This window comes from Natrinema sp. 1APR25-10V2 (assembly GCF_031626495.1).
Taxonomy (GTDB): Archaea; Halobacteriota; Halobacteria; order Halobacteriales; family Natrialbaceae; genus Natrinema.
Genome location: NZ_JAMQOJ010000008.1, coordinates 140,263 through 155,721, shown reverse-complemented (window position 1 = coordinate 155,721; position 15,459 = coordinate 140,263). Strand labels below are relative to the sequence as shown.

Below are 15,459 nucleotides of genomic sequence, written 5' to 3'. Positions count from 1 at the left end.
GTCAGTTCTCGATGTGCTCGAGCACCTGCGGCGACACCGCCTGTGGCTCGCGTTCGTCGCCCATGCCGGTCGTAACGACGAGTCGCATCCCGCGGCGGACGCTCATGTCGATCTCGTGGACCTGCTCCTCGGGCAGCAAGACGAGCCGACCGGCGGTCGGATTCGGGCTGTTCGGCAGGAAGACGTTGTAGACGTCCTGCCCGGCCACCTTCTCGACCGGCCGCGGGCTCTCGCCGGTGACGAGGCCGATCATGTAGACGCCCTCGCGGGGGTACTCGACCAGCACGACGCTCTCGTAGCCCGTCTTGCGTTCGACCAGCGAGTCCGCGACCTGTCGGACGCTGCCGTAGATCGTACTGACCAGCGGCACGACGTTGACGAGCCGCCCGATGTTACCGAACAGGTGGCGACCGACGCTCTGCTGGGCGAGAAAGCCGAGCACGACGACCGCCGCGACGATCAGGACGACGGCCAGCAGTTGTGCGACGATTTCGACGTTTCGCGTGTACTGTGCGAGCCCTGCGGCGCGCACGACCGGCGTGACGAACTGCAGGGACCAGTTGACGAGGAAGCGGAGAATGTACAGCGTGACGGCAAGCGGCGCGATCAGGATCAGCCCCGCGACGAAACTACTCCTGATGCGAGACGAGAGAGTCATATCTCGTTGTACTCTCGGAGGTAAAAATACTCACTGCCGATCCGGCGGCCGAACGCGACCGGCTCAGACTGGCCGGAAGCCGATCACGCGCTCGCCGGTCGTCTCCGAAACCGAAATCTCGAGTTCGACCTCGAGCCCGGTCTCGACGGCCGCGGGATCGACGCCGACGACCTGTCCCGTGATACGCACGGGGCCGAAGTCGGCGATGGCCGTCGCGTACGGGGCGTCCTCTTCGAAGGCCGGGGTCGGGACGTGCGTGACGGTGAACGTCTGGATCTCGCCGGCCTCGGGGAGGGCGAGATCCTCGAGGTCGGTCGAACCGCAGTCGGGGCAGACCCGGCGGGGCGGCAGGGAGCCGTGGCCGTTGTCGCACTCGAGGTAGTAGGCCGCGCCCTCCTCGGCGTCGGCGAGCCACCCGTCGAAGCCGGCGTCCTCGACGTCGTTCGCGTCGCTCATCACTCCATCACCTCTAGAACGTGAACCGTCGCACTGGCGACCGTGCCACCCGCGTTGTGGGCGACGCCGGTCGTCGCGTCCGCGACGTGATCGCTGTTTGGATGCTCGCCGGCCAGTAGATCGGTGACTTCGGCGATCTGGGACGCGCCGGTCGCGCCGACCGGGTGGCCCTTCGCTTTCAGGCCGCCCGAGAGGTTAATCGGCGTCTCGCCGTCCGCGGTGGTACGTCCGTCGCGGGCCGCCGAGATTCCCTCGCCGATCGACTCGAGATCGAGCGCCTCGAGCGCGAGCACTTCGGCGATGGTAAAGCAGTCGTGGACCTCCGCGAGGTCGACGTCGCTCGCGTCGACGCCGGCGTCTGCGTAGGCCTCCTCGCCGGCCTCGCGGGCCGCGGGCGAGCGCGCGAGGTGCTCGCGGTCGTGCAGCGCCATCCGGTCGCCGCCCTGCCCGGTGCCGGTGATCGCGACCGGCGCGTCGAGGTCGTGTTCCGCGGCGTACTCCTCGCTCGTGAGGACGAGCGCCGACGCGCCGTCGGAGATCGGACAGGCGTCGTAGAGGCCGAGCGGTTCGGAGACCGGCGGGGCCTCGAGCACGTCGGAGACCTCGATCGCGCTCTGGTACTGGGCCTTGTCGTTGGTCAGGGCGTTCGCGTGGTTCTTGACGGCGATGTGGGCCAGGTCCTCGCGCTCGCCGCCGAACTCGTCGAAGTAGGCCTGGGCCATTAGCGCGTACGCGCCGGGGAAGGTCACGCCGGCGCGAACCTCCCAGAGGTCGTCGGCGGCGATCGCGAGCGCTTCGGTCGCGCCCGCGGTGCCGAGGTTGGTCATCCGCTCTGCCCCGCCGACGAGGAGCACGTCGTTCTCGCCGGTTCGGATCCGTTTGACCGCCTCGCGGACTGCGGTGCCGCTCGAGGCGCAGGCGGACTCGTAGCGGGTGGCGGGGGCCTGAACGCCCGCGGCTTCGGCCATCAGGGGACCCTGATGGCCCTGATGCTCGGCGAGTTCGCCCATGAAGTTGCCGTAGAGGAGGGCTTCGACGTCGTCTCGGGGGACGCCGCTGTCCTCGAAGGCGGCGATGCTCGCTTCGGCAAAGAGATCACGGCCGGTCCGTTCGGGACTGTTCCCGAACGGCGTCAGCCCTGTGCCCGCAACACGTACGTTACTCATATACACGGATGTAGTGGACGGATCCGTTAATACTCCGCGGTTACGGATGTGCATCCACCTGCAGTGATAGCTCTCGCTTGGCGATACGTTCGAACTGAATACAACTGCAGCGCGTCTCGAACGCATCCTGTTTCCGCGGTCTTATGTAATCTCACGCCACATATGCGGCCATGACAGCCGTTCCGTTCGATCTGGAACTCCTCACGGAACTGACGGAGACGAGTGGTGTTCCCGGCTACGAGGACCGCGTCCGCGACCTCGTGGTCCGGGAACTCGAGGACTGCGTCGACCGCGTTCGCACCGACGCGATGGGCAACGTCGTGGGGACGCTCGAGGGCGAAAGCGACTATTCGGTCGCGGTCGCGGCCCACATGGACGAAATCGGCTTCATGGTCAGACACGTCCGCGGCGACGAGGACGGCTTCGGCTTCGTCGAACTCGACGCGCTCGGCGGCTGGGACGCCCGCGTTCTCAAAGCCCAGCGCGTGACGATCCACGCCGAGGACGAGGATCTCCCGGCCGTCATCGGCTCGCCGCCGCCCCACACGATGGACGACGACGAGCGCGAGAAGAAACCGAAGGTCGAAGACGTAATCGTCGATCCCGGACTTCCGTACGAGGACCTGAACGAGCGCGTCTCGCCCGGCGACCTCGTCACGATGGCCCAGACCACCGAGCGCGTCGGCGAGACGATTACCGGCAAGGCGCTGGACGACCGGGTCTGCCTCTTCGCCATGCTCGAGGCGGCCCGTCGACTCACCGAGCCCGACGTGACGATTCACTTCTGTGCGACCGTCCAGGAGGAGGTCGGCCTCCGGGGTGCCCGCACCCTCGGCGTCGATATCGATCCCGACCTCGCGCTCGCGCTGGACGTCACCGTCGCCAACGACATCCCCGGCTTCGACGCCGGCGAGCGCGTCACCGAACTCGGCGACGGCACCGCAATCAAGCTCAAGGACTCGAGCGTCATCACGAACCCCAAGCTCCACGGCCGGCTCCAGTCGCTCGCCGAGGACAGGGAGATCGACTACCAGCTCGAGATCCTCCCGTCGGGCGGCACCGACACCGCGGGCTTCCAGCAGGCCGCCGGCGCGAAACCCGTCGGCGCGATCTCGGTCCCGACGCGGTATCTCCACACCGTGACAGAGGCCGCCCACGTCGACGACGTTTCGGCGACGATCGACCTGCTCGAGGCATTCCTCGAGACCGAGAACGGGGAGTACGACTACACGCTTTGAGCCGACCGCTGAAACCGCCGAGACTCGCCGTTTTTGGTCTCGTTCGGGAGTGAGGAACGGGTCCGGAAATCGATTCGAGGATCAGAACGCGAGCGCGTCCACGAGGATCGCGACGAGCACCGCGCCGAGGAAGGCGTTCGAGGCGTGGAACGAGCGGAACGCGGCCGCTTCGGTCTGCTCGAAGTGGAGCCGGACGGCGGCCCAGAGGAAGATCCCGCCGAAGAGGACGACGGTGCCGGCGTACAGTGCGCCGAGGTCGGTGATCCAGGCCAGCGCGATCGTGCTCACGAGCGTCGCGGCGATGTAGTAGATGATGTGTTTTCGGGTGACGGTCTCGCCGCGGACGACCGGCATCATGGGGAAGCCGCCGCGGGCGTAGTCGTCCTTGTAGGCCAGCGCGAGGTTGTAGAAGTGCGCCGGCGTCCACAGGAAGATCACGCCCGCGAGCGCGAGGCCGGGCCAGCCGATCTCGTTCGTGACCGCGGCCCAGCCGATCAGGGCCGGCAGCGCGCCCGCCGCGCCGCCGATGACCGTGTTCTGGACCGTATTCGGTTTGAGCAACAGCGTATACACGACGCTGTAGAACATGATCGCGGCCAATCCGAGCGCCGCCGCGAGCCGGTTGATCGTCAGGAAGGCGGCGAGCGAGAGCACGGTCAGCCCGAGGCCGAAGGCGAGCGCGTTCCGGACCGGGATCAGATCGACCGCGAGCGGCCGATCGGCGGTGCGGGACATCTTCTGGTCGACGTCACGCTCGAGAACGTGGTTGAACGTTCCGCTCGCGCCGATCGCGAGGACGCCGCCGCCGAGCGTCGCGACGATGGTGTAGATCTCGAGGCCGGGACCGGCGGCGAGCGCCATGCCGGCTGCGGCGACCAGACAGAGCAGCCACATCAGCCGCGGCTTCATCATCTTGAAGTAGGCGAACGCGGTCAACCTGGCCCGAGCCAGTCGGCTCGAGGGGAGCGTGCGGCCACTCGCGGCCGGTGCGCCATCGTCGAGTTCCTCGAGCGGTTCCGGCGAGTCGATGGCGTCGTCGTCGCTGCCGGTCGCGAGCTCCAAGTCCCAGGCGAGCGCGAGGACGATGCCCGTGAAGATCACGAGCCCGAGCGCGAGGTGGAGTCCGGGGAGGATCGCGGCGGGACCGATCGTGGCGGTGACGGCTCCGACGCCGACCTGGACGACGTAGAGGGCGGCGGCTGCCGCGAGCGCCGCCCTGACGCGCCTCGAGGCGTCGCCGAAGATCGCAGCAGCGGCCGTCGCGGCGACGAGCAGTCCGACGACGACGGCGGTGAGCCGGTGGGCCCACGCGATCGCGAGTTCGGTCTGGTTCAGCGGATCGACCGGGGCGTGGCAGGTGGGCCACGTCGAACACGACGCGGCGGCGTTCGTCAGCGAGGTCGTCGCGCCGACGATCAGTAGTAGATAGACGCCCAGCGCGGTCGCTGCGAGCAGTGCGGAGAACCGTCGGCGGGTGCCGATCGGGCGGGGAAAGGACTCAGTTGCCACGGCTATTCTCGTCTCTAGCGTTCGACTCCGCGTATTTATGGCTCCCGCTTCTTCCCGTGATCTCGGACTGTGACCCTGCGACGGCAGACGAGTCGGGGGAAGCGATGACCGGTGCTGGCCGGCCCCAGTGTCGGTACTATCACAGCGCTCGAGCGGCGACCAAAGAACAATCGGACTGCTCGTCGTAGCCGACGACGTGCCCGGCGACTCACACGGTCGCGGCCGCGCACCTTCCGCCGATGAGCACTCGGTAGCGAACGCGTCCAGGGCCGGGGCCGAATCCGCGTTCGATGTCAGTGCAGACGATTCCCCCAATCGCTGTCCGTACTGTGATCGGCCCTTCCGACGGGCCCGGTCCGAGACCCTTCACCGCGGCCTCGAGCATTCGGAGCGCCTCTCCGACCGCGAGCGCGCCGCATTCGACCGCGCCGTCCGCGAGGAGGACGGAGAGATTCGCCGATTTCGGCTGTACGCGCTCGGCGTCCTCGTTTTGCTGTACTTCGGACTGTTGATCCTCGCCGCGTTCGTCGTGTGACCGTCACGAACCGACCATCACATTCCCATGTCCGCCGCGGCCTCCGGCACTGGCAAGTCGTGGGGCGAGACGCCCAACAGCTCACCGACGTGGTCGAGGGCCATATCGAACCCGTAGTAGCGCTCGAGTTCGTCGCCGTCCGCGGACGGCCGCACCTTCAGCATGGCGTATCCCTCGATGTTCTGTGCGATCGCGGCCGTCTTTCCCGCACCGTCGTGTTCGAACGCGAGGACGCGCTCCGACTCGGTTTCGTCGTAGGTCGCTCTGATGCCGTTCTCCTCTGCGGTCCGGTCGTCTGTCATGGTCGGTACTCGCGGGCCGACCACCGGGAAGCTGTCGGTTCCGGACCGGGATCGCCGGTACCGCCGCAGTCGGCTTCGGAAGCGGCCGCTGGGGCGGCGAACATCGACACCGATTTTTCGGTCGCCTGCGAGGTTCGCCCGTGAGCCGTTCGGACCTCGTTCGAGCCCGCCAGCCGCTCGCGACGTTTCGACTCACGCGAGCGGTCGCCGCCCAGTGGCTCGTCGTCGCCGCCGTCGGCTTCTTCGGCTTCGCCTACTGCTTCGGCCACATCGTCGCGTGGATTCGCGGCGTTTCCCTCGAGCCGATCGTGATCGCTGCCTCGTCGCCGCCCACCATCTTCGTCTGGCTGCTCGTCTCGCTGGGCCTGCTCGCCTGCGTGGTCGTCCCCCACGAACTCATCCACGGCGTAGTCATGGCGCGTTACGGCGGCTCCCCGTCGTACGGCGTGGGCGTCTCGCACTTCGTCGTTCCGTATGCGTACGCGGAAACCAGCGGAACGGAGTACACGCGAAATCAACTTCTCGTCGCCCTGCTCGCGCCGTTCGTCGGAATCACGGCGATCGGGCTCGTCGCGATGGCCGTCTTCCCGTCGCCGCTGCTCGTCGTGCCGCTGGCGGCGAACGCGGCCGGCTCGATCGGCGACCTCTGGATGGCAGCCGTCCTCTGTCAGTATCCCGCGGACGTCCGGATCGGCGGACTACCCGGAGACGCCGGACAGGGGTTCGGAATCTACGGCGTGAACGACGACACCGGCGGCCGACTGCCGGGCGCGGCGCTCCTCTCGCGGTTCGTGACCGGCAGCGTCGGTACCCTCGTTTCGGTCGCGGCGTACGCCCTCTTCGCCGTCATGATCTCGCTCGCGTTCGGCTCCGGCGACGTCGTTCTCGGCGATCCGGACGCCGGCTGGCTGCTCGTCCGACACGACCGTCGACCGGACGGCAGTGCCCTCCTCGAGATCGGTGACGGCCCGCTGCTCGCGCTCGCAGCGGTCGGCGGGCTCGCGTGGACGCTCGTCGCGACCGTTCGCCGGCGACTCGAGCGCGAGTAATTCTGCCGGCCGAGCGTCGGAAACCGTAACGCTCGAGCGGGTGCCCTTCCCATCACGGCCCATGAGCAAGTGGCTCCGGAGCGGCCGCCGTCGGGACTGCTGTTTCCTGCTCGCCGCCGCCGAGGACGGCGAACTGCGCGGCCAGCGGCTGAAATCGCGCCTCGAGGCCCACTACGACGAGCGGCTCGAGCCCAAGTCGTTCTACGGCTCGCTGTCGGCGCTGGTCGACGCGGGCTTCGTCGAGAAGCGGACCGAGGGACTGTACGACGTCTACGCGCTGACCGACGCCGGCAGGCGGCGAGTCCGCGAGCACTACCAGTGGGTTCGAGAGTGTCTCGAGGAGTAGCGAGAGTGCGGGGTATGAGACGGCGAGCGACGGTCCGGCGCTATTCGTCGAGCAGTTGGTCGCCGATCGTGTTCCGCAGCACTTCGCTGGTGCCCTCGTAGATCTCGTTGAGTTTGGCGTCGCGGTAGAACCGCTGGGCGGCGAAGTCCTTGGTGTAGCCGTAGCCGCCGTGGATCTGAATGCCCTCGTTGGCGACCTCACGGCTCACCTCGGAGGCGTAGAGCTTGGCCTGCGAGGCGTCCTTGATGTAATTCTCGCCGCGGATCTTCTTGTCGGCGGCCTTGTGCATGAGCATCTTGGCGGCCTGAATCTTGGTGTCCATATCCGCCAGCTTGTGCTTGATCGACTGGAATTCGCCGATGGGCTGGCCGAACTGCTCGCGCTCGTTGGCGTAGTCGCGGGCCTCCTCGAAGGCCGCGCGGGCGATGCCGACCCCGCGGGCGGCGATCGTGATGCGGCCGCCGTTCAGGGTCTTCAGCGCGTGGACGAACCCGTCTCCTTCCTCGCCGAGCCGGCGCGATTCCGGGATCCGGAGGTCGTCGAAGCGGAGTTCGGCGGTCGGACAGCCCTTGTCGCCGAGTTTGTCCTCCGTGCCCTCGACGATGAAGCCGTCGTCCTCCTCGGGCCGGACGACGAAGGAGGTGATGCCCTTGTTGCCCGCGTCGGGGTCGGTCTTCGCAAACAGTGTGACCGTGTCGGCCACCGAGCCGTTCGAAATCCAGAGCTTGCCGCCGTTGATGACGTACTCGTCGCCGTCCCGTTCGGCGACCGTATCCATCGCCGGTACGTCGCTGCCCGCGCCCGCCTCCGAGAGCGCGAACGCACCGACGTCCTCACCGGCGGCCAGCGGCGTCAGGAACTCTTCCTTCTGGGACTCGTCGCCGAACTCGTAGAGCATGTTCCCCGCCAGCGAGGTGTGGGCGGCGACGATCGTCCCCAGCCCGCCCGAGCCCCGAGAGATCTCCTCGAGGCCGATCGCGTAGGAGTGGTAGTCCAGCCCGGCTCCGCCGTACTCCTCGGGGAAGGGCATGCCCATCAGCCCCAGCTCGGCCATCTCGTCGACGAGGTCCTGCGGGAACTCGTCGTCGTGGTCGATCTCGTCGGCGACGGGGACGACCTCCTCGTCGACGAACTCCGACACCATGTCTCGAATCTGTTGCTGCTCGGCCGAGAGTGCAAAGTCCATACCCTGAGATTCGGTACCTCGTCCCTTTATTGTTCTCTCTTCGGTCGAGCGTTCCTCGAGACGAGGTCGACGACCCCTTCTCTCCTCTCCTCTCTTCGCACCCATAGCTCTACAATCCCGTACCCCCCAACGGGCCTCTATGTCGGAGGACATCGACCTGGGTGGGCGCGACGAGCCGTCGCGGGGCGCGGACGATCACGCCGAACTGCTATCCGAACTCGACTCGCACGACCTCGCGGTCGCGACCGATCTGGACGCCGAGATCGACGCCGACCGGTTCGAGTACGACCCCGACGCGGATCCGGACACGGTGTTCCCCCAGTCGGTCGCCAGCGGCGGGCCGACCCCTACCGGCGTGATACTCTGGACGCGAATCGCACCCGCCGCCTTCGACGCGGACGAGCCACTGGCCGTTCGCGTCGCTCGAGACCCCGATTTCGACGGTGTCGTCTACGAGGGCGTGGTCACCGACGCCGAGCGGATCCGGGCTCACGACTACACGGTCAAAGTCGATCTCGACGGCCACCTCGAGTCGGATCACGAGTACCACTATCGGTTCTACTACCGCGGTACGGCCTCCAGGGTCGGACGGTGCCGGACGCTGCCCGACCCCGACGCATCCCTCGAGTCCGTTCGGTTCGCGGTGCTCGCCTGTCAGAACTATCTCAACGGCTACTATCCGGCGTATCACTACGTCGCCCGCGAGGACGTCGACTTCATGGTACACGTCGGCGACTTCATCTACGAGTCCGAGGACGGCCACTTCAAGGGCTTCGGATCGTACGACTACCCCGGGCGCGAGAAGGAGTTGCCGAGCGGAAACGGCCGCGTCTGGAACCTCGAAGACTACCGGTACCTGTACCGGACGTATCGAAGCGACCGCTTCCTGCAGGAGGCGCTGGAAGCGCACACGCTGATCGCCGGCTGGGACGACCACGAGATGGTCAACGACCTGTACTGGGACAAGCGAACTGACGCCCCCGCGGGCGACCACCCCCGGGGCAACGATCCGGCGTTCATGACCGACCTCGTCGCCGACGCGATGCACGCGTGGTGGGAGTACATGCCCGCTCGCGTCCACTACGATCCCGGCGGGGACACCCTCCAGGACCGGTTCCAGCTCTGGCGCGAGTTCGAATTCGGGAACCTCGTGACGCTCGCGATGACCGACGAACGACTGTTTCGCGACCCTCCTCGCGAAGCGATTCCGACGCCGGACAACGTCGGCCCGCACCGCGAACCGCCCGGCCGGACGATGCTCGGCGAGGAGCAGCGCGAGTGGCTCGTCGACACTATCACCGGCTCGGACGCGACGTGGACGGTGTGGGCCGACGAGGTCTTGACCGTCCCGCTCCGGATCGGCTCCGGTCCGCTCTCGCTGTACCCCGTGCAGGGCGGCTGGGACGGCTACACGAGAGAACGAATGCAGATCACCGAGCGGATCGCGGCGGCCGACGTCGATAACTTCGTCACGCTGACGGGCGACATGCACTGCTACGTGGCCGCCTACTCGCAGACCTCCTATCCCGGGCGGATCACGGGCGGCGAGGGCGTCGCACAGGGCGAGCGGATCGGCGTCGAATTCATGACGCCCGCCGTGACCTCGCTCAACGTGGCTGAGGCCCTGCACCTGACCCGCGGCCGCCGGCGTCGGCTCACCGAGCCGCTACTGTCGTGGCTGATACCCGCGATGAATCCGCACATCGAGTTCTTCGACAGCCACCACTGGGGGTACTCGGTGGTCGAATTCACGCGCGAGGCGTGTACGTACGTCGGTTACGCCGTCGACAAGACGACGAACAGCCCCGACGCCGACCGGGCGGTCGTAGCCGCCTATCGCGTCCCTGAGGGCGAAGTCGCCCTCGAGGACGTGACAGAACGGTATCGAACGCGGTGAACTGACGGGGGTAGACCGCGTCGCCTCGCCGAAACCGACGTCGGGTTCACTCAGCGAGAACCGACCGACTGGAGCGCGTCCTCGATAGCGTCTTCACCGGACAGGATCTCGAACGTCTCGCCGTAGACCGGCTCGAAGTCGATCGCCGCCACGAGCGTCCGGGCCACGTCTTCGCGGGGGATGTCGCCGTCCCCCGACTCGAGGGCATCGTTCGCCCGGATCTCACCGGTCCCCGGTTCGTTCGTTAGTTCACCCGGTCGAACGATCGTCTCCGTCAGCCCGCTGCTGCGGAGGTACTCGTCGGCCTCGGCCTTGGCGATCAGGTAGTCTCGGAGCGGTTCGGGGCCGGATTCTGGGTCGTCGGCACCCATAGAACTGAGCATGACGAACCGGTCGACGCCCGCCTCGACCGCCGCATCGATCAGGTCGATCGCTCCGTCGCGATCGACGCCGTACACGTCGTCGCCGCCGGAGCCGGCCGCGAAGACGACCGCGTCACACCCCTCGACCGCGTGGGTCACGTCTTCGGTGAGGTCCGCAACGACGGGTTCTCCGCCCAGTGACTCCATCTCGTCGACCTGCGACTCGTCGCGGACCATCGATCGAGCGGTCCCTTCGCCGTCCCCGAGCAAGTCCGTAACGTGCTTGCCGACCCCGCCGTGTGCGCCGGCGATGAGTACGCGATTCACATCACGGAGTTTGCCGTTCGACGTGATACGGATTTCGTCGGAGTACGCCGGGCCGTCGATACGCAGTGATATTAGTCACCTGATGCGTCTCTCTCGTGGGTCGGAAGATCACGCCGCGACCGCGGCGTTTTTCCCGGATGGTCACCAAACTAACTCGAGTAGATGACCACGGGCCAGCCCGAACCCCCCACCGACGCCGACCTCGAGTGGTGTTACGACGCGGTTCACGGCGTTTCGCGGACCTTTTCGATCACGATCGATCGGCTCGAAGAGCCGATGGCGAGACACATCTGTCTCGGCTACCTTCTTTGTCGAATAGCTGATACGATCGAGGACGCGGGACACATCCCGCCGGAGACCCAGACCGAACTGCTCGAGGAATACGATCGGTTACTCGATCCGGACACCTCGGGCTCGGTCGCGGCGTTCATGGACGACGTCGAGCCCTGGATCCCCGAGGATCGGAACGAGGACTGGGAGGTCGTCGCCGAGACGCCTCGCGTCCTGTCCACGTTCGAGTCGCTCGACGAGGAACCCCGCGAGATCATGCGCGAACCCGTCCGCGAACTCGTCGGCGGGATGGCGATGTTCACCAGCCGGTACGCCACCGAGGGCGGACTGCGCCTCCAGACCATCGAGGAACTCGAGGAATACTGCTGGTACGCCGCCGGTACCGTCGGCACGCTGATCACCGGGCTGGTCGCTCGCGGCACCTCCCAGGAGCGAGCCGACGAGATGCGGGAGAACGCTCGGTCGTTCGCCCTGCTCCTCCAGCTGGTCAACATCGCGAAGGACGTCGAGGACGACTATCACGAGGAGAACAACGTCTACCTCCCCGCCGAGTGGCTCGCGGCGGAGGACGTCGACGTCGAGTCCGTCACCGACGAGGCCCACCACGGCGGCGTCACCAACGTCATCAGGCGGGTCACCGGCCGGGCCGAACGCTATCTCGACGACGCACAGCGGTACCTCGAGATCGTGCCCGAACACCACGGCAACCGGCTCTCGGCGTGGGCGATCCCCTACCTGCTCGCGGTCGGCACCCTCCGAGAACTACGCGAGCGCCCCGAGGACGTCGTCCGTGAGGGCGACGTGAAAGTCTCCCGCGCGGAGGTATACGCCCTCCTCCAGCAGTTCGAGGACGACGTCCCCCGCTCGCGGCTCGACGAACTCCGGCGGGAGATGTCGAATCGGCCGCTCCACCAGTGACGGTCGCGGGTTTCGACCGCAGACGACCGCGTTCGAACGACCGGAACGCTGAATTACGGCCGGCCCCAAGCGTCTGCTAACCGATGAGCGACGCGACCACGGGCGAGAATCCAGTCATCCTCTTCGACGGCGTCTGTAACCTCTGTAACGGGTTCGTCCAGTTTCTCCTCCCGCGGGATACGGACGGTATCTTTCGCTTCGCCTCGCTCCAGTCGGACGTCGGCAAAGCGTTGTTGGCTGAACACGGACTCCCGACCGACGAACTCGAGTCGGTCGTCCTGATCGAGGGCGACGACTGCTACGTGAAATCGAGCGCGGTCATCCGGATCGCTCAGTTGCTCGGCGGCGTCTACGGCCTGCTCGGCCCGTTTCGATTCCTGCCGCGGGCGATCCGAGACCGCGCGTACGACTTCGTCGCCGCCCGGCGCTACCGCTGGTTCGGCAAGAAAGACCAGTGTGCGATGCCGCCTGCGGGCGTGGACGCGGGTGCGCGGTTTCTCGAGTAGCGGTCAGTCGTGAGATCGAACCGTTAGCCGTCCTCGAGCGCGAGGTGGCGTCCGAGCAGCGCGAGCGGGTAGCCGAACACGGCGACAGCGGCGACCCACGGCAACAGCAAGAGGCCATACAGTGCCGGACCGTACCCGAACACCGAAACGGGTGCGACAGCCGCGAGCGCGGCGATCGGGGTGAGCGCGGCGACGGCGACGAGCGCGATCGGCGTCCGGCCGCGTTCTGCCGCGTGGCCGATCGGCAGACAGAGCGCGGTGGCCAGTCCGAAGCAGAGCGGAAACGCGTACACGGGCGGTCCAGCGAGCAGGAGGGAGCATCCCGCGGCGACGAGCGTCGCGAGCACCGCCAGGCCGAGCAGCCCGCGCGTCTCGAGCCGACCACCGAAACGCCGTGCTCCACTCCCCAGTAGCGCGTAGCCGACCCCGAGCCCGGCCAGCGCGACGGCTCCCGGTGCGATGCCGGCCCCGGTCGAAAGGACACCGATGACGAGGAAGCCGACCGCCCCGGTGGATCCGACGGCGACGATCAGTCGCTCGAGCGTCGCCGCGTCGACGGCCGTGCTCCCCCAGTCGGTTCGACCCATTCCGAGGCCGACGAGTCCGAGCAGTATTCCCGGGACGAATCCGCCGCGGATACCGTGATCGAGTGCCGACGGACCCACCTCGAGGCCGATCGTCGCGTGGCCGCTTACGGTGCCGAGAAGGCCGTTCTCGCCGTAAGTAATATAGACCGCTTCGTCGAAGCCGCGCTCGCTAGAGTCCGCGCCGTCGATCCGCCACGTCGCGGCGTTCCCGTCGACGGTGGCGTCGGTCGGGCGATTCGTGACGACCGTCCCGTCGGGCGTGTGTATCGTCACTCGCCGGGCTTGCTGGTCGTAATTGGTCGTCGGCCCTTTTTCGTGGAAGTAGTCGAGGATCCAGGACTCGCCGACGCCGCGTCGTGCGACGTCGTCGACGGTGTAGTTGACGACGACGGTCTCGTTCTCGAGCGTCGTCTCGACGGTTCGAATATCGCCGTCGGCGACGTGATAGCGAGGCCACGCACGATCGACCGCGGCCTCGAGGGCGGTCGCGTTGGTCCGGTACCGTTCGGCGGCCGGTTCGGTGACGGGGACGCGAGCATGCCACAGCGAGTCACCGGTCTCGTCGACGTAGATGTCGAGCGTTCCGGAGCCTGTTGCGCCGGAAATGCTGGCGTTTTCGACGCTGGACCCGCAGACACCACAGACCGGTGCCGGGGGAGGGGCCGCGGCAACGGCGCTGAAGGCGGCGATACCGACGAGGCTACAAAGGAGGGCGATGGCAGCGAAGCGGGCGAATCGCATCGTCTTCTCGAACGCGTATCAGCGCCAAATAAATTATGCTGTGGTGAAACGAACGGCCGAAGCGACTACTCGTAGTCGTAGAACCCCTTTCCCGTCTTCTTGCCGAGGTCGCCCGCCTCGACCTTTCGCTTGAGGAGGTAGGCGGGTTTGTAGCGATCACCCAGTTCCTCGTGGAGCGTCTCGGAGGCGTGCAGACAGACGTCCAGCCCGATGTGGTCGGCCAGCGTCAGCGGCCCCATCGGGACGTTCGTTCCGAGCTCCATCCCTGCGTCGATGTCCTCCTTCGTGGCGACGCCCTCGTCGTAGGCCCGAATTCCCTCGTTGATCCAGGGCATTAGGATACGGTTGGTGACGAAGCCGGGCTTGTCGTCGGCCTCCCAGGTCGTCTTCTCGAGATCCTCGGCGAGCTCGTGGGCCAGTTCGGTCGCCGCGTCGGTCGTCTTCTCGCCGACGACGACCTCGACGCCCTCCATGATCGGGACGGGGTTCATGAAGTGCAGTCCGATCACGCGCTCGGGGTGCTCGAGGTCGGCCGCGATCGAGGTGATCGAGAGCGTGCTCGTGTTCGTCGCGAGCAGGATGTCGTCGTCGCAGACCCGCTCTAAGTCGGCGAACACCTCCCGCTTGACCTCGAGTTCCTCGAGCGCGGCCTCGACGACGAGGTCACAGTCCGCGAGGTCGTCGAGCAGCGTCGTCCCCTCGATCCGGTCGCGGATCGTCTCGGGGTCTTCTGCGAGGCCGTCCCGATTCGCGAGGCGACCGAGACTGTCGTCGATCGTGTCGAAGCCGTTCTCGACGAACTCACGTTCGATGTCGCGCATCACTACGTCGTAGCCGGCGGTCGCCGCGACCTGTGCGATGCCGCTGCCCATCGTTCCCGCGCCGACGACGCCGATCCTGTCGAGTTGCTCGCGAACCATAGCGCGCGGTACGCCGAAGATCGGGGTAAGCCTGATGGTACCCGCCGCGTTCGTCTGGGGTTGGTTCGCAGAATCCTCGTATGGCTTGCAGATTCCCGTCAGAAACTATAACAACCTCGCCCTCGAGGTACCCGTCATGTGTCGGGAGACGAAACGCGAACCGGCGTGGGTGTCGGCGATCCGACTCGCCTTTCTCGAGGGGCGAGTCGATGTCGACGGCGTGATGGACGAAGCGAACTTGATCCCCGGCCGCGAAGGGACGGTCCGAGACGTGCTCTCGACGATGGAGGAACGGAACCTCCTCGAACCGGTCGCCGGATCCGAATATACCTACGTCCCGGGACCGGTACTCATCGAGTCCGACCGGTACAACCTCGATTTCACCAAGGCCTCGGACGGGGGCGCACACCGCTGGCGCTCCAGTGGCTGATCTCCTATCCTTCGGTATAGCGAAAGCTATGTATT

Annotated in this window: 17 protein-coding genes; 8 read left to right on the top strand and 9 right to left on the bottom strand. The window is 66.9% G+C overall.

Translation table 11 applies throughout. From position 1 onward, the window contains the following. Position 1 precedes the first annotated feature (1 nt). From NDO75_RS23125 to NDO75_RS23115, 3 genes are all read right to left on the bottom strand, one after another. Positions 2–658: a DUF502 domain-containing protein gene (locus NDO75_RS23125; protein ID WP_310908990.1), complete on the bottom strand. Its 657-nt coding sequence runs from the start codon at positions 656–658 to the stop codon at positions 2–4. 63 nt (positions 659–721) lie between these two features. Continuing rightward, complete coding sequence (locus NDO75_RS23120; RefSeq protein ID WP_310908989.1) at positions 722–1,114, bottom strand: Zn-ribbon domain-containing OB-fold protein; 393 nt, start codon at positions 1,112–1,114, stop codon at positions 722–724. Beyond that, positions 1,114–2,280: a beta-ketoacyl synthase N-terminal-like domain-containing protein gene (locus tag NDO75_RS23115; protein WP_310908988.1), complete on the bottom strand. Its 1,167-nt coding sequence runs from the start codon at positions 2,278–2,280 to the stop codon at positions 1,114–1,116. The genes NDO75_RS23120 and NDO75_RS23115 overlap by 1 nt, the downstream gene beginning before the upstream one ends. A 170-nt stretch (positions 2,281–2,450) precedes the next feature. On the opposite strand from NDO75_RS23115, the gene NDO75_RS23110 reads away from it, so the two are divergent. Continuing rightward, the gene (locus tag NDO75_RS23110; protein ID WP_310908987.1) at positions 2,451–3,518 is read left to right on the top strand and encodes a M20/M25/M40 family metallo-hydrolase; all 1,068 of its coding nucleotides are present in this window, start codon (positions 2,451–2,453) and stop codon (positions 3,516–3,518) included. Positions 3,519–3,599: 81 nt separating this feature from the next. On the opposite strand, the gene NDO75_RS23105 is transcribed toward NDO75_RS23110, so the two are convergent. Continuing rightward, a complete protein-coding gene (locus NDO75_RS23105; protein WP_310908986.1) occupies positions 3,600–5,027 on the bottom strand; it encodes a heme o synthase in 1,428 nt (475 codons plus the stop codon). A gap of 127 nt (positions 5,028–5,154) precedes the next feature. On the opposite strand from NDO75_RS23105, the gene NDO75_RS23100 reads away from it, so the two are divergent. Further along, a complete protein-coding gene (locus NDO75_RS23100) occupies positions 5,155–5,562 on the top strand; it encodes a hypothetical protein (protein ID WP_310908985.1) in 408 nt (135 codons plus the stop codon). A 17-nt stretch (positions 5,563–5,579) separates the two neighbouring features. Here the strand turns inward: NDO75_RS23100 and NDO75_RS23095 are convergent, their stop codons facing one another. After that, a complete protein-coding gene (locus NDO75_RS23095; RefSeq protein WP_310908984.1) occupies positions 5,580–5,864 on the bottom strand; it encodes a hypothetical protein in 285 nt (94 codons plus the stop codon). 140 nt (positions 5,865–6,004) lie between these two features. On the opposite strand from NDO75_RS23095, the gene NDO75_RS23090 reads away from it, so the two are divergent. Then, positions 6,005–6,913: a DUF3267 domain-containing protein gene (locus tag NDO75_RS23090; protein WP_310908983.1), complete on the top strand. Its 909-nt coding sequence runs from the start codon at positions 6,005–6,007 to the stop codon at positions 6,911–6,913. 61 nt (positions 6,914–6,974) lie between these two features. Further along, positions 6,975–7,259 (top strand): helix-turn-helix transcriptional regulator, encoded by a 285-nt coding sequence (locus tag NDO75_RS23085; protein WP_310908982.1) that lies wholly within the window; start codon positions 6,975–6,977, stop codon positions 7,257–7,259. 40 nt (positions 7,260–7,299) lie between these two features. Here NDO75_RS23085 and NDO75_RS23080 read toward each other — a convergent pair whose 3' ends face one another. Continuing rightward, positions 7,300–8,445, bottom strand: a complete 1,146-nt coding sequence (locus tag NDO75_RS23080) for an acyl-CoA dehydrogenase (RefSeq protein ID WP_310908981.1) — start codon at positions 8,443–8,445, stop codon at positions 7,300–7,302. Positions 8,446–8,584: 139 nt separating this feature from the next. Between NDO75_RS23080 and NDO75_RS23075 the strand changes: the two genes are divergently transcribed. After that, the gene (locus NDO75_RS23075; protein ID WP_310908980.1) at positions 8,585–10,342 is read left to right on the top strand and encodes an alkaline phosphatase D family protein; all 1,758 of its coding nucleotides are present in this window, start codon (positions 8,585–8,587) and stop codon (positions 10,340–10,342) included. Positions 10,343–10,392: 50 nt separating this feature from the next. On the opposite strand, the gene NDO75_RS23070 is transcribed toward NDO75_RS23075, so the two are convergent. After that, positions 10,393–11,031 (bottom strand): SDR family oxidoreductase, encoded by a 639-nt coding sequence (locus NDO75_RS23070; RefSeq protein WP_310908979.1) that lies wholly within the window; start codon positions 11,029–11,031, stop codon positions 10,393–10,395. 162 nt (positions 11,032–11,193) lie between these two features. Here NDO75_RS23070 and NDO75_RS23065 point away from each other — a divergent pair, with 162 nt between their 5' ends. Further along, complete coding sequence (locus NDO75_RS23065) at positions 11,194–12,240, top strand: phytoene/squalene synthase family protein (protein ID WP_310908978.1); 1,047 nt, start codon at positions 11,194–11,196, stop codon at positions 12,238–12,240. A gap of 83 nt (positions 12,241–12,323) precedes the next feature. After that, complete coding sequence (locus NDO75_RS23060; RefSeq protein ID WP_310908977.1) at positions 12,324–12,746, top strand: thiol-disulfide oxidoreductase DCC family protein; 423 nt, start codon at positions 12,324–12,326, stop codon at positions 12,744–12,746. Between the two features lie 23 nt (positions 12,747–12,769). Here the strand turns inward: NDO75_RS23060 and NDO75_RS23055 are convergent, their stop codons facing one another. Further along, on the bottom strand, positions 12,770–14,074 hold the full coding sequence (locus NDO75_RS23055) for a hypothetical protein (RefSeq protein WP_310908976.1): 1,305 nt from the start codon (positions 14,072–14,074) through the stop codon (positions 12,770–12,772). A gap of 65 nt (positions 14,075–14,139) precedes the next feature. Then, positions 14,140–14,994, bottom strand: a complete 855-nt coding sequence (locus tag NDO75_RS23050; protein ID WP_310908975.1) for a 3-hydroxyacyl-CoA dehydrogenase NAD-binding domain-containing protein — start codon at positions 14,992–14,994, stop codon at positions 14,140–14,142. 136 nt (positions 14,995–15,130) lie between these two features. Here NDO75_RS23050 and NDO75_RS23045 point away from each other — a divergent pair, with 136 nt between their 5' ends. Next, positions 15,131–15,424 carry a hypothetical protein gene (locus NDO75_RS23045; protein WP_310908974.1) on the top strand — a complete coding sequence of 98 codons (294 nt, stop codon included), beginning with the start codon at positions 15,131–15,133 and terminating at the stop codon, positions 15,422–15,424. The last annotated feature ends 35 nt before the right edge of the window (positions 15,425–15,459 follow it).